Below are 12,016 nucleotides of genomic sequence, written 5' to 3'. Positions count from 1 at the left end.
AAGCCGGCGCGTTGGGCGAAGAAGTGGCTGTAGGCTCGCTCCAAATCCTGGAGCGCCTGTTGCAGCGGATGCACCGGCGCATCCGCCAGCCACGCTGTATCTGTGCTGTGGCGCCACGCGGTGAGCAGCTGGCACAAGCCCGCATAGCCTAGCTTTTTCTGGCCTTGCTCGTGACGCTCCTTCTGCAACGCCAGTGCTTTGTTGTAGAGGAACCGGCAGGAGCCAGCAAAGCGGCGCATCTGCCGTTCCTGCTGGCTGTTGGGCAGCAATTCGTACTTGAAGGCTTGAAGTCGTTGCACCGCTCAATCGTATTCTTGGCCTATGCGTGATGACAACGATATTCACATGGCCGGCACTGCGTTTTTAAAGGGCGTCGGCTACGGTCGGCGCTATCCTTCCCCGCCCTGAAGGACGGGGCTTGCCGCGCCTTTTGGTCAACTCAAGACAATTGGGCAGCAACGGCTTTCAACAGGTGTTTTTGGTCAACGGGCTTCGTCAAATAGGCATCGGAGCCAAAGCATAACCCCTGTTCAATCTCTTCGGGAGAGATTTTCGAGGAGAGAAAGACAAAGGGGATGTGAGCCGTGGACTGATCCCATCTCAGAGCATCCAGCACCCCATAGCCGTTCAGCTTGGGCATCACCACATCGCACAACACCAAGTCCGGCATCAGCGTGCGCACCATCTGCAAACCCTCCTCTCCATCGGTGGCCGCCACCGCGTCGTACCCCGCTCTTTGCAACACCTTCTGCAGATAGGTGCGAATAGAGGGTTCGTCTTCAATCACCAGGATGCGTTTGGACATAACTTTGTAAAAAATTAAACAAAGACCTGGCCCAACCTGTCGGGCCTACTGTCCGCCTTCCCGGAGCCAGAGAGATCCGAGTTGATGCAAGAACAAGTCGAAGAACTACAGCTGCAGCATAGGGAAACTCTGGAAAAAAAAACTCCGCCAAATCGCTCATTCTGGGATCTCCCTGCTCTGCAAAAATCCTGATAGAGTGCGGAACAACTTTCCTCATCCGCAGATTTGCGGTTATGCCAGAAACCCCCCTCCTCCTTTGGGAGAAGTGAAAGCAGCCTATTCCGAAGTCAGTTGACGTTCCATCAGGCGGGTGAGGGCGGCGGTGGGGGTGGTCTGCCCTTGCAACAACAGATGCACTTCCTGGGTGATGGGCACCTGAATGCCGTGCTGGGCAGCGATCTCGACCACGACGGGAGCGGTGTAAACCCCTTCGGCGGTGCCCTCGATCTCCGCCAAAATCTGCGACAAGGGTTGGCCCTGGCCTAGCCCGTAGCCCACTCGGTAGTTGCGGCTCAAGCGGCTGTGGCAGGTGGCCAGCAGATCCCCCAACCCCGACAGGCCGTTGAAGGTTTCTGCCCGTGCCCCCAGCTTGGATCCCACCCGGATCATCTCTGCCAGGCCGCGGGTAACCAGAGCCGCACGGGCATTGGCCCCCAGTTGCAAGCCATCACACACGCCAACAGCGATGGCGATAACATTTTTCAGGGTGCCGCCTAGCTCCACTCCCAGCGGATCGCTGCTGGTATAGAGGCGGAACCGCTCTGAAGAAAGGGCATACTGCACCTGCACAGCGGCCCAGGGATCCCGGCTGGCCACCACTGCCGCTGCCGGCAAGCCTTGGCGGATCTCCGCCGAAAGATTAGGCCCCGAAAGCACTACCAGAGGCTGCTCCGGGAAAGTGGCCCCCCAGATTTGGGTAGGGGTCAGAAGCTGCAGTGGATCCAACCCTTTGGTGGCCGAGACCAAAATTGCCTGCGGTGGGATCCCCACCTGGCGCACCGCTTCCACCACAGGGCGTACCCCCGCCATAGAGACGGCTGAGATGAGGATTTGGGATCCCTGGAGCACTTCTGCCAAATCCAGGCCCTTGCGGCGATTCCAAACCCGCACCCGGTGCCCTTGCCCCTGAGCCAGCATCGCCAGGGTACTTCCCCAAGCCCCGGCTCCCAAAATGGCAACGCTTTGCGGGGATGTTGGGCTTTGGCCTTCTGCGCTAGTGTTCATCTAATCTGTTCACCCGCAGACTTTCTCTTAAGCTTTCTTCGTAGGATGCCTCTCAAAAAGCCTGCGCCGGCAAAGGGAAGACCGGCGACAAAGGTTAGTATGGGTGGATACCAAATCATGGGTTAGCTCGAGAGCAGACGACATGGCAGAAGCAGGGATCCCCCGCCTTCCTCCTGAGGTAGCCGCCAAGATGGGAACCTGGCAGCACGGGTATGCCCTTACCAATGGCATTCAACTGCACTACGTCACCCAAGGGGAAGGGGAGCTGGCGATCTTGTTGCACGGTTTCCCGGAGTTTTGGTACTCCTGGCGGCATCAGATTCCGGTGTTGGCGCAGCGGTTTCGCGTGGTGGCACCCGATATGCGCGGCTACAACGATTCCGACAAACCGGATCACGGCTATGACCTGGATACCCTTACCGAGGATATTCGCGGCTTGCTGAGCCACTTTGGGGCCCGAAGAGCGGTGGTCGTAGCCCACGATTGGGGGGGAGCCATTGCCTGGCACTGGGCGCAATTTTTTCCTGAGGAGATTCGCAAGCTGGCCGTCCTCAATTCTCCCCATCCGGCCTGCTTTCGCCGTGAATTCTTGAGCAACTTGGATCAACTGCGCCGCAGTTGGTACCTGTTCTTTTTTCAATTGCCTTGGCTGCCAGAGTGGGTGCTGCAGTGGGATTTGGGAGATTGGGTGCGCCGCATTTTCCAGGAAACCTCGGTGCGCAAAAGCGCCTTCACCCGCCACGACCTCAAGCTCTACCAAGAGGCCCTCTCCAAACCCAAGGTTCTCACCTCTGCCCTCAACTACTACCGCCAGCTGTTTAACCTGCCCACCTTGCAGAACCTGTTTTTGCAGCCCATGCGGCAGATCCTCGCCCCCACCCTGCTGATTTGGGGAGAAGAAGACTTTGCCCTCAGCCGCGAGCTAACCGAGGGGATGGATCCCTTTTTCCCCAACGGCCTGCGCAAGGAGTACATCCCCGAATGCGGCCATTGGGCGCAGCAGGAAGCTCCGCAAACGGTCAATCGGCTGCTGATGGAGTTTCTCTAGCGGGCCGGGCTTGGGATCCGCTCTTTACCATCTTCAAGGGTTGACCCTAGAATAATCCACTGAGTTTATGGGAGAACCGGCATGGCCCTGGAGTATCCATCCCATCTGCGCTACGTGGACACCCACGAGTACATCCATGTTGAGGATGATATTGCGGTGATTGGGATCACGGCTTATGCCGTCGATCAACTGGGGGATATCGTTTTCGTGGGCTTGCCCGAAGAAGGGACAGAGATTGAAAAAGGGGAAAGCTTTGGCTCGGTGGAATCGGTCAAAGCCGTCGAAGATCTCTATGCCCCTCTTTCTGGAGAGGTGGTGGCCGTGAATACAGCGGTGGTGGAGAGCCCCGAAAGCCTTGCCGACGATCCCTATGGCGATGGCTGGCTGATCAAGGTGCGCATTGCCAACCCCGAAGACTTGGAAGACACCATGAGTGCCGAAGCCTATGCCAGCTTGGTAGAGGGATCCTAAACTCCAGCAGTTGGCCCTGAACTACAGCAAAGTCTCTCGGTTACCCCCCTCAGCTTTGGCTTGGTAGAGGGCCTTGTCGGCAGCAGCCAGCAGACTTTGTGGGTCAGTTCCCTCTCCCAGCTCCAGCAGAGAGGCGATGCCCACACTGCAGCTTAGGGAGATGGTCTCCGTCCCCGCCTGCACCAACAGGGTCTGGACAGCCTGCCGCAAGCGTTCTGCCAGCCCTAGGATCTGCGAGTTCGGGATCCCGCGCACCAGCAGGGCAAACTCATCGCCCCCCAAGCGGGCCACCAGATCGTCTTGGCGAACGTGAGCTTGCAATCGCCGCGCCACCTGGATTAAGGTTTGATCCCCAGCCCAGTGCCCCCAGCGGTCGTTGATTTGCTTAAACCCATCCAAATCCAGATAGAGCACGTGGAGGGGAATGCGATGGCGAAGGGCAAAGGGGATCTCCAGCTCCAGTTGCTTCAGGAAAAAACGTCGGTTATACAGACCGGTTAGCGGGTCATAGAGGGCAGCAGTGGCCATTTGCAAAAAGAAGGCTTCTTCTGCCGCGTCGTAGTAGGCAAACTTGAGGGTGCTGGCCCCCACTTGAATGCGATCTCCATCCTTCAGGAGAACGCGGCTGACGCGCTCGCCGTTAACATATGTGCCGTTGAGGCTCTCCAGGTCGGTGAGGACATAACCCTCACTTTCTCTTTCCAGCCGACAGTGCTGCCGGGAGACGGCGTGATCCAAGAGCTGAATGTCCGCGCGGTGGCTGCGCCCCAAAACTCCACCCCTCGCCAAGGGAAACGTCATGCCCACATTGGCGCCGCTGAGCACCGTCAGAAAGGCCGCAGTTGCCTCAGGCTGGGGTCTGCGCTCGTAAAACTCCAAGGGGATCTGAGTGGTTGGCTCCTCTGGCAACTGAGAGAGAGGGTCGAGAGGCATGGAGAGGCCCAACGAATTGTGCGGGTTAGCAGTAAGCACTCGTTATATCCGTATTATGTCGGTTTTCCCCAGGCCGTGTTTGGGTGAGCGAGGGATGTCTCGCCGGTTCTGATCTGTAAACTTGCGGAACTCTGGAGTTTATCGTATACCATCGCACGCGGTGAGGCCCTCAGTTGAGAGCTACGCGAGGATTCCATCCCGCCTGCGCGGTTGTATCGGCCAGCTGTGGGAAGAAGCTCAATGGCAAACCCCAATTTCCCCAGGATCCCAAGTATTTTTCGGGATAACTCAAAAAACGGGTTCGGTTTGCCCCTCGTTCCCTGATTTCGAGAAGAGGCTCTCTCCTCTATGTCCTACAGATCCTCTGACTTCTGAAGAGTTGCCGAGGCGGCCTAGAATGGGTCTGGGATCCCTGAGAGGAGGAGTGGGGCATGATCAGGCCCAATTCTGCCCATCTATTGACTCCGGATTTTCGCCTCAGCCTGTCGGTGTTGGCTTTGGCGGTGCCGCTGTTCTGGCTTTCGTTTTGGGCGGGGCTAGGGGTGGGCCTGTTTGGCCTGTTTTTGATGGTGCAGACCTCTCTGATCGGTCTGGCCTTTACCAGGACGGCGCTGCAGGTCTACAGCGGCTCCAAGCGCATCCGCGAGTTTCCCTACAGCGAGTGGCAGGATTGGCAAATTTTCTGGCCGCCGCTGCCGGTGTTGTTCTTTTTCCGAGAAACCAAAAGCATTCATTTTTTGCCGATGCTGTTTAACCCTGCCGAGCTAAAGATGTGTTTGGAAGAGCGGGTGGGTCATCTCCACGCCCAACATCGGTCTCAAGGATCCCCGCCGATTGCTGGTCCGGGTAGCTCCCGCCGATGAGTGGCTCCGCCTTGTGGGTTTGGCAGCAGGCAGAGAGATGGCGCTGGCTGGAGTGTCAGCTTTTGGCGGAGTGGCCTCACGCTTTTGGCTCTCGCCAAGGTCATCCCCATCCCCCGTCTCAGTTGGCCGCCCGGCTGCAACTGCCCCCTGAACAGGCCGCGTGGGGCCATCAGGTGCATGGCTGCAACTGGGTTTGGGCAGATGGGATCACCGAAACCTTTGGACACAAACGAGAGCAGGACTGCTCTGTTGGTCAAGAGATCTCTACCCGTTCTCAGGCAGATGCGGTCATTGCCCGCCGCCAAGGAGATTCTGCCTGGGTCTGCACCGCTGACTGTGTGCCGATTTTGGTGGCCAGTCGAGAATGGGTGGCGGCCATTCACGCCGGGTGGAGAGGCACTGCTGCGGGGATCTTGTCCAAGGTGCTGCAGGAGTTTTTACAGGCGGGGATCCCTGCTGCTGGGATCCGCGTGGCCATCGGGCCTTCCATTTCGGGGTCGGTCTATCAGGTGTCAGAAGCGGTGGCGGAGCTGGTGCTGAACAGTTTACCCCCGGGGCTGGATGCCCGCGCCGCCCTGTTGCCCGATCCTCTGCCTGGCAAGGTTCGCCTGGATCTGCGCTGGGTCAACGGTGCCCAAGCCCAAGCCAAAGGGATCCCCCCTGAACACATTGCCGTCAGCCCCCATTGCACCCTCAGCCAACCCCAAGATTTCTTTTCCTACCGCCGCGATGGATCCCTGAAGGATGAGCAGGGCCGTCATTGCGTGCAGTGGTCGGGAATCGGCCTGCGGTCGTAGGCAGACTTGACCCAGTTCTGCCCGGAGGAACGGGAAGTAGTGGCTATAATTGCGCTCAAGACAGGGCTGATACATTTACGCTGAACACTGCTGAACATCACCGTTCAACTATGCAGCGATAGCATTCTGTTTGTTTCCAAACAGAATGGCGGTATCCCGCAAAGCTTTGAGTAGAACACCCAAAGCGCAGTTTCCGTGTCATCTTACTACCAATTTTCTGCTTTGCTTTGGCTACCATGTTGGCAGACTCGAAAGTAAACAGAAAGATCAACTGGTAGTAATCCGTACTGAACATATTATACATTATTTTCAGTATAGTTGAGCTTATTATTGACTAGAGTCATGCTCTATCTAACTACTGGAGATCCCATGGTTTACCGCGCTGTTTTCTGGGGATTAGCTGGGATGGCTTTGGCTTTCTCTCTCGCTTTCCTTGAGGAGGCTAACGCTCAAACCTCGCTGACTGGCATCAACCGTGACAGCGTACTGCAACTGAACCTTGGGTCGGGACGCAGCCTCCCTCGGGTACCTGTGGGCGGTTCAGGTTCTGAGGAGGGCCGGGATCCTGCTGCTCCTTCGGCGCAAATGTGGGCAGAGTGGCATATTCGCGCCAATGTCTGCACCGGAAACCTCTCCACAGAAGAACTGGCGGAGCTGTTTCCATTGGTGAATCAAGCTCTAGTGGATGCCGTTTGCCGGGGAGGAAGTTAAAGGTTGCCCAGGCTGGCGGTAAGGTGAAGAAGGAGCCTCTAGGTCGCTGCTGCATGGATTTTGAGAAACTTTTGGAGGAATGGGTTGCAGCCTTTGCCCAAGTGGCCGAAGAAAGTTTGGCCTCTTTGGAGACTGCCCTGATGGAGCTGGCAGAGCACTTGGCTGTGCCTTTACAGGAAACCCTTAGGCAGTGGGAAGCCCTCTGGAATCTGGAGGAGGAAGTGGAGCTGGAGCCTGAGCCAGAACCCTTTGAGGAAACCCTCAACCCTTCTGGCGAATCTTTCACCACCAGTCGTTTCTTCGTCAGCCCGATAGGATTTGGGGGTGTGGTTGTTTACACTTACGTGGCTTCGCCGCCAGAATACATCGGGGATCCCACCTGCCGCTACAATGCCCATTCTCCAGAGTTGCGCTGCGCCGTCAACCCCTGCGGCCCCTGTGAGGGCTGTCCCCACTACGAGCCTCGGAATGAGCCCCGATGAAGGGTGACCGCCTGATTGTTGCGCTGGATACTCCTTCTCAAGAGCAGGCTTTGGAGTGGGTGGACTCCTTGCCGCAGGTGCTGTGGTGGAAGGTGGGTCTGGAGTTGTTCACTGCTGCGGGTTCTTCCATCCTGCAGGCTCTCAAGGAAAGGGGCAAGCGCATTTTCCTGGATTTGAAGCTGCACGACATTCCCCACACGGTGGGGAGGGCTACGGAGGTGGCCGTCGGCTATGGAGTGGATCTGCTCACCGTCCATGCCGCCGGTGGCAGTGCTATGTTGCGCTCAGCCGTGGCAGCCGCCCAGGGCAGTTCTTGTCGGCTGTTGGCGGTTACCCTCTTAACCAGCATCAGCCCCCCGCAGGTGCGACAGGAACTGGGCATCGAGATGGATCCCGCCGACTATGTGTTGCATTTGGCCCGGCTGGCTCAAGCTCAAGGCTTTACTGGACTGGTTTGCTCTCCTCAGGAGGTCTCGCGGTTGCGCCAAGCTTTGGGGCCGGAGGTTTTGCTGGTTACTCCCGGGATCCGTCTGGGCCAAGCCAAGGCGGGGGATGGAGACGAGGATCAACAGCGCATCTGCACGCCCGACGAAGCTCTGCGGGCAGGAGCCGATTATCTGGTGGTGGGCCGCCCCATCACCGCTTCTCCCGATCCCGTGGCCGCCTTGCGGCGCTTCCAAGCCTTGTGGGATGCTGCTAGCTGAGAGGGTGGGGAGATGGTTTGGCCTGATGTTGTCCTGGTGGTTCTGTGATGCAACGATACCATAGGCTTGTCCGGTGGATCCCTGAAAAAAGGCCGGCTGGATCCGGCAGGAGGCGTTGGCTAGGAGTCGGTTTGTCGGTGGTTTTGGGCCTGGTCAGCACTCCTGGGCGCGTTAGGGGTGCGGAGCATTTCGTTCCGGCAAGAGGGGAAACTTGCCTGGCTGCTCCTCAGGTTTGGGCTGAGGCTCTAACGGAGCAGTTGCCTTTGTTTCTCAATCTGGCCTTGAGCCGCTCCCGCTCTGAGTTTCAGGTTGTGCTGGTGGGGAAGCCGGAGGTTGAAATGCTCTCTCCAGGGTCTCCGGCCCGCTTACGCCAACAGGAGCTGGCTCCGGTTTTGCCGGACACCGCAACTGCTTCTCCAGAAGCTTTTCGGCTGTATTTCACCACGCTGGAGCGCCGCTTGGTCTTGCCCCAACACCCCCAAAAGGAGGGCAACTCCTTGGCCGGTCGGCGCAGCGAAACCCTGCAACTGGCCTACGAGGCTTATGTTCTGCGGGCTGCTCCTGGGGATCCCTGGCGGTTGGTGCGTCTGCAGGTAACCGGATCGGGGATCCCCATTCGCGATGTAACGAATGGACTCACTGCCCAGGCCATCCGCCGCTGGCAACAGTCGGGTTGCCCCTTGACGGGCGATCTAGAGTTGACTAGACCTTCTCTCTAGCGGCGCGGAGCGCTTTGCGTCAGCATGAGTGCGGGAGTATGTCACGCGGGGAGATTCTCTTTTGGAAGTAACGAAGGGGCACTTTTTCTCCCCAACCGGCCAAGAGTAGAGGGCGTTGGATGTTCTGCTGCCGGTCGAGGGCCCACCCCGTGTAGGGATAGTGTTCTGCACTGCTCATGCGAACAGGCTAGGGTTTACCCATGAAGTTTCCCCCCGCCACACCCCGCCCGGGCAAGCGGCTGCCCCGCGGCTCATTTCCCCGCCTGAGCTCCTCCAACAGGGACAACCATCGCCGTCGGCGTTTGGTTGGTTTTGGTTTCATGGGCCACTGGCTGCTATGGGGAGGGATGGGCCTTCTTTTGGGGCAGCGACTCCGCTCTTGGGGGCAACCGGCTCCTCTGCAGTGGTGGCGCGTTTTGCCGGTGAGCAGTTCTGAGGGATCCCTGACTTTTGTCCAACCGGAACTGCCTCTCTACCACTCGTTCGCGTCAGTGGTGCGGAGCGCTTTTGCCGACAGGCTACTGCCCTGGCTGGCTCAGGGAACCGGGATCTCGGCTGAAGGGATCCTGCACATCTTCTCAGCTATGGCCTGCTTGGCCATTCTGCTGTTGTGCTGGAGCTGGGGCAACTTCTGGAGTGCCGGTCTATGGGGACTCAGCCCCTGGGTGTTGACCCAAGGGTTGGAGCCAGGCAGCGAGATTTTGGGCAGCCTGGTTTTGCTTTGCAGTTGTGGTGTTGGGCCGGGATCCACCTTGCGCTGGTGGGGTCTGGCCTTAGCTTGTGCCCTGTCTTATAAGGTTTGGCCCTTGGCTCTGCTCTGGGCGGGGCTGTGGACGAGCCAGCAGTGGCCACGGCAACCGTTGCGTTCGCGTCAGCAGTGCGGGGCATCAGGACTGCTTTTGCTGCTGCTGGTGATGGGTTTTTCCTGGTTGGGACGGATTGATTGGCCAGCTACCTCTGCTGAGGTGATTCCCCATCCTCTCAGCTCCCAAGGTGGCTTGGCCGTTTTGGCTACTTTGATGCTGCCCTTGGGGTTGAGCTTGGTGCGGTTGGGCTGGCCCTGGGCAGAACGGCAGCAAGCCCTGCTCAGCTTGGCCGGTTTGGGCCATGTCCTCTGGATGGGGGCGCTGGCGACATGGTTTTGGGATCCCCAAGTGAACACCCTGCAGCAAAGTGCTCGCTGGGGTTTGGTGGTGCTCCCCTTCCTATGCCTGAGCGCCGGCGGCGTCTTGGCAGAGATCCCCTACCGGAGCTGGCGGCGGGTTTTGGGATCCCTACTCCTGGGCAGTTCTTTCTTGTTATCGTGGCAGGCATTGGCCTAAGGTATTCTTTCTCTTGCTTGCCATGACCCAGACCTCGTCCGCATCGGCACCGCGTAGCACTTCGCGGCCCTTGTTGCAAACCCTTTTTGCCCAACGGGCTCAGGCTGTGATCCCTTCTCCTTTCGGGGCGGAGATCCCAGGGGCAGTGCCAGTGGTTACCAGTTTTACCTTTGGGCTGGCGGATCCGTGCCTGTTTCCCAAGGCCGACTTGGCGCGGGCCACGGCGGAGGTGTTGGCAGAGGATGGGGACAATGCCCTCAATTACGGCGGCACGTTTGCCGGGCTGATCAACGTGGTGCTGCAGTTGATGCGGGATAGAGGGGTAGAGGCCCAGCCGGAAAACCTACTGATCGGCTATGGCTCTGGGCAGATCCTCGGCCTGTTGCCTCAGGTCTTCGTGGAGCCGGGGGATGTAGTCATTGTGGAAGGGCCCACCTTCATGGGGGCTGTCAGCCGTTTTGCGGCGGCAGGAGCGCGTCTGATCTCGATTCCGGTGGATGGGGAAGGCATGGTGGTGGATCGCCTGGAAGAGGTGCTGCGCGATCTGGCTCGCCAAGGGATCCGCCCCCGATTTGTCTATACCATTCCCACCTTCCAAAACCCCAAAGGCTGCACCCTCTCTGGGCCACGGCGGCAGAAATTGGTGCAGTTGGCAGCTGAGTACGGTGTGGTGGTGGTGGAGGACGAGGCCTACTACGACCTGCGCTTTGCCGGGGATCCCTTGCCCAGTTTGGCTGCGCTGGATCAGGAAGGCTGGGTTCTGCACGTGGGCACCTTCTCCAAGATTGTGGTGCCGGGAGTACGGGTGGGCTGGGCCTGTGGCCACCCTGAGATCATCCGCCGCTTGGAGATGTTTCGCAGCGAGGGATCCCTGGGGCCCTTTTTGGGCCGGGTGGTGGCCCGCTATTGCGGGGAGGGCCGTCTGCAAAGCCACATTCAACTCCTCACCCGTCGCTACCGAGAAAAGTGCCAGGTGATGCTGGAGGCCATCGCTCAATATTTTCCGCCCGAAGTCAAGGTGGAGGCCCCTGGGGGTGGATTTTTCGTCTGGTGTGAGCTGCCCCCTTCCCTAAGCGCCAGCACCTTGTTGCAGGCTACCCGTGCCCTGGGGGTCACCTTCCTGCCGGGCACCCACTGCTTTGCCGATGGCCAAGGGGAGCACGCCCTGCGCCTCGCCTTTAGCTACCAACCGGAAGAGCGCATTGTCAGCGGCATCCAGATTATTGGGGAGCAACTGCACAGACTGATGCACTCTCGCGTCACCTGCTCCCCACAGCCTTAGCCATGCGCCGGAAAAATTGCCCAACGCCCTTCACCAGGTTGGGTGCAGCTTCTGGACGAGCCGGGATCCCGGCCATGAGGGTGTAGTAGTCATCCAAGAGGGTGTGCTCTTCTGGAGAGACCGTGTTGTCCGCGATCATCAGGTTGCCGATTGCTCCCAAAAGTTGCATGCGCTCGGTTTCGCTGGCCTGGGCAAGATAATCGGCCATCCAGCGCTCGGTTTGCTCCATCGGGATGGGCTCTTGGATCAGCTAGAAATCGCGGGAGCCCCGCACTGTACCCGTAGGGTCGGTGTCGAGAGGAAAGTCCGCCTCCATGGTTATAATTGTACTGCGGACACCAGAAACGGTTGTTTAAGGCACTGGTAACGGTCGATTGGGGGTGCTGTAAACCACCCCAGAGGCTCGTGGTTGGCTTGCCAACTGCAGGGCTACCGAAAGCCCGCCCTGTACTGCGAAGGTCAGGGTCGGGTAGTTTACTTCTCGCAGCTCGGTATCGTGCTCCAAACCATAGCGGCGCAGCAGGGATCCCAAGTAGGCCAATTCCTGGGGTTTCAAATGCCCATCGGCCCAAGCAGAGCCGGCCACAATTTTGAGCATGAGCTGATGTTGAGTTGTGGGGTTCATGGTGGGATCCCTTGCTGAGAACTGTTGTCG

At 58.8% G+C, this 12,016-nt stretch carries 15 protein-coding genes; 9 read left to right on the top strand and 6 right to left on the bottom strand.

The annotated features are described in order from the left end of the window. The 3 genes from ACVWZJ_RS09315 to ACVWZJ_RS09305 all read right to left on the bottom strand — a co-directional run. A partial coding sequence (locus ACVWZJ_RS09315) for a helix-turn-helix domain-containing protein (RefSeq protein WP_457395894.1) occupies window positions 1–299 on the bottom strand: 299 nt, incomplete at its 3' end. 140 nt (window positions 300–439) lie between these two features. Continuing rightward, window positions 440–805: a response regulator gene (locus ACVWZJ_RS09310; protein ID WP_414355726.1), complete on the bottom strand. Its 366-nt coding sequence runs from the start codon at window positions 803–805 to the stop codon at window positions 440–442. A gap of 276 nt (window positions 806–1,081) precedes the next feature. Further along, a complete protein-coding gene (locus tag ACVWZJ_RS09305; RefSeq protein ID WP_011432015.1) occupies window positions 1,082–2,029 on the bottom strand; it encodes an NAD(P)H-dependent glycerol-3-phosphate dehydrogenase in 948 nt (315 codons plus the stop codon). Window positions 2,030–2,171: 142 nt separating this feature from the next. Between ACVWZJ_RS09305 and ACVWZJ_RS09300 the strand changes: the two genes are divergently transcribed. Then, window positions 2,172–3,077: an alpha/beta fold hydrolase gene (locus ACVWZJ_RS09300; protein WP_011432014.1), complete on the top strand. Its 906-nt coding sequence runs from the start codon at window positions 2,172–2,174 to the stop codon at window positions 3,075–3,077. 81 nt (window positions 3,078–3,158) lie between these two features. Next, on the top strand, window positions 3,159–3,548 hold the full coding sequence (gene gcvH / locus ACVWZJ_RS09295; protein WP_011432013.1) for a glycine cleavage system protein GcvH: 390 nt from the start codon (window positions 3,159–3,161) through the stop codon (window positions 3,546–3,548). 21 nt (window positions 3,549–3,569) lie between these two features. On the opposite strand, the gene ACVWZJ_RS09290 is transcribed toward gcvH, so the two are convergent. Then, window positions 3,570–4,481 carry a diguanylate cyclase gene (locus ACVWZJ_RS09290; RefSeq protein ID WP_148202676.1) on the bottom strand — a complete coding sequence of 304 codons (912 nt, stop codon included), beginning with the start codon at window positions 4,479–4,481 and terminating at the stop codon, window positions 3,570–3,572. Between the two features lie 431 nt (window positions 4,482–4,912). Between ACVWZJ_RS09290 and ACVWZJ_RS09285 the strand changes: the two genes are divergently transcribed. The 7 genes from ACVWZJ_RS09285 (at window position 4,913) to ACVWZJ_RS09255 (ending at window position 11,361) form a co-directional block, all read left to right on the top strand. After that, window positions 4,913–5,344, top strand: coding sequence for a DUF3119 family protein (locus tag ACVWZJ_RS09285; RefSeq protein WP_011432011.1), 432 nt, complete (start codon window positions 4,913–4,915; stop codon window positions 5,342–5,344). Then, window positions 5,341–6,141, top strand: coding sequence for a peptidoglycan editing factor PgeF (gene pgeF / locus ACVWZJ_RS09280; protein WP_011432010.1), 801 nt, complete (start codon window positions 5,341–5,343; stop codon window positions 6,139–6,141). Before ACVWZJ_RS09285 ends, pgeF begins: the two co-directional genes overlap by 4 nt. A gap of 764 nt (window positions 6,142–6,905) precedes the next feature. Next, window positions 6,906–7,334: a DUF6464 family protein gene (locus ACVWZJ_RS09275; RefSeq protein WP_369791761.1), complete on the top strand. Its 429-nt coding sequence runs from the start codon at window positions 6,906–6,908 to the stop codon at window positions 7,332–7,334. After that, the gene (pyrF, locus tag ACVWZJ_RS09270) at window positions 7,331–8,038 is read left to right on the top strand and encodes an orotidine-5'-phosphate decarboxylase (protein WP_011432008.1); all 708 of its coding nucleotides are present in this window, start codon (window positions 7,331–7,333) and stop codon (window positions 8,036–8,038) included. The genes ACVWZJ_RS09275 and pyrF overlap by 4 nt, the downstream gene beginning before the upstream one ends. 137 nt (window positions 8,039–8,175) lie before the next feature. Beyond that, on the top strand, window positions 8,176–8,757 hold the full coding sequence (locus ACVWZJ_RS09265) for a hypothetical protein (protein ID WP_457395898.1): 582 nt from the start codon (window positions 8,176–8,178) through the stop codon (window positions 8,755–8,757). 200 nt (window positions 8,758–8,957) lie between these two features. Beyond that, the gene (locus tag ACVWZJ_RS09260; RefSeq protein ID WP_457388910.1) at window positions 8,958–10,079 is read left to right on the top strand and encodes a hypothetical protein; all 1,122 of its coding nucleotides are present in this window, start codon (window positions 8,958–8,960) and stop codon (window positions 10,077–10,079) included. Window positions 10,080–10,101: 22 nt separating this feature from the next. Then, window positions 10,102–11,361: an aminotransferase-like domain-containing protein gene (locus ACVWZJ_RS09255; protein ID WP_457395890.1), complete on the top strand. Its 1,260-nt coding sequence runs from the start codon at window positions 10,102–10,104 to the stop codon at window positions 11,359–11,361. On the opposite strand, the gene ACVWZJ_RS09250 is transcribed toward ACVWZJ_RS09255, so the two are convergent. Beyond that, window positions 11,339–11,590, bottom strand: a complete 252-nt coding sequence (locus tag ACVWZJ_RS09250) for a hypothetical protein (protein ID WP_457395888.1) — start codon at window positions 11,588–11,590, stop codon at window positions 11,339–11,341. The genes ACVWZJ_RS09255 and ACVWZJ_RS09250 overlap by 23 nt on opposite strands. Window positions 11,591–11,713: 123 nt before the next feature. Next, entirely contained in the window at window positions 11,714–11,986 is a 273-nt protein-coding gene (locus tag ACVWZJ_RS09245; protein WP_457395886.1) for a tellurite resistance TerB family protein, read from the bottom strand. Between the last annotated feature and the right edge of the window lie 30 nt (window positions 11,987–12,016).

The sequence above is a fragment of the Thermostichus sp. OS-CIW-29 genome (assembly GCF_054058195.1).
The sequence above is the reverse complement of the archived record's forward strand: the minus strand, read 5'-3'. Positions and strand labels throughout refer to the sequence as shown.

What these genes read in the sequence shown, in the direction of transcription:
- ACVWZJ_RS09310 (WP_414355726.1), bottom strand. Translation starts at nt 805, where the DNA reads ATGTCCAAACGCATCCTGGTGATTGAAGACGAACCCTCTATTCGCACC.
- ACVWZJ_RS09260 (WP_457388910.1), top strand. Translation starts at nt 8,958, where the DNA reads ATGAAGTTTCCCCCCGCCACACCCCGCCCGGGCAAGCGGCTGCCCCGC.
- gcvH (WP_011432013.1), top strand. Translation starts at nt 3,159, where the DNA reads ATGGCCCTGGAGTATCCATCCCATCTGCGCTACGTGGACACCCACGAG.
- pgeF (WP_011432010.1), top strand. Translation starts at nt 5,341, where the DNA reads ATGAGTGGCTCCGCCTTGTGGGTTTGGCAGCAGGCAGAGAGATGGCGC.
- ACVWZJ_RS09290 (WP_148202676.1), bottom strand. Translation starts at nt 4,481, where the DNA reads ATGCCTCTCGACCCTCTCTCTCAGTTGCCAGAGGAGCCAACCACTCAG.
- ACVWZJ_RS09250 (WP_457395888.1), bottom strand. Translation starts at nt 11,590, where the DNA reads ATGGAGCAAACCGAGCGCTGGATGGCCGATTATCTTGCCCAGGCCAGC.
- pyrF (WP_011432008.1), top strand. Translation starts at nt 7,331, where the DNA reads ATGAAGGGTGACCGCCTGATTGTTGCGCTGGATACTCCTTCTCAAGAG.
- ACVWZJ_RS09305 (WP_011432015.1), bottom strand. Translation starts at nt 2,029, where the DNA reads ATGAACACTAGCGCAGAAGGCCAAAGCCCAACATCCCCGCAAAGCGTT.
- ACVWZJ_RS09300 (WP_011432014.1), top strand. Translation starts at nt 2,172, where the DNA reads ATGGCAGAAGCAGGGATCCCCCGCCTTCCTCCTGAGGTAGCCGCCAAG.
- ACVWZJ_RS09275 (WP_369791761.1), top strand. Translation starts at nt 6,906, where the DNA reads ATGGATTTTGAGAAACTTTTGGAGGAATGGGTTGCAGCCTTTGCCCAA.
- ACVWZJ_RS09255 (WP_457395890.1), top strand. Translation starts at nt 10,102, where the DNA reads ATGACCCAGACCTCGTCCGCATCGGCACCGCGTAGCACTTCGCGGCCC.
- ACVWZJ_RS09285 (WP_011432011.1), top strand. Translation starts at nt 4,913, where the DNA reads ATGATCAGGCCCAATTCTGCCCATCTATTGACTCCGGATTTTCGCCTC.
- ACVWZJ_RS09245 (WP_457395886.1), bottom strand. Translation starts at nt 11,986, where the DNA reads ATGAACCCCACAACTCAACATCAGCTCATGCTCAAAATTGTGGCCGGC.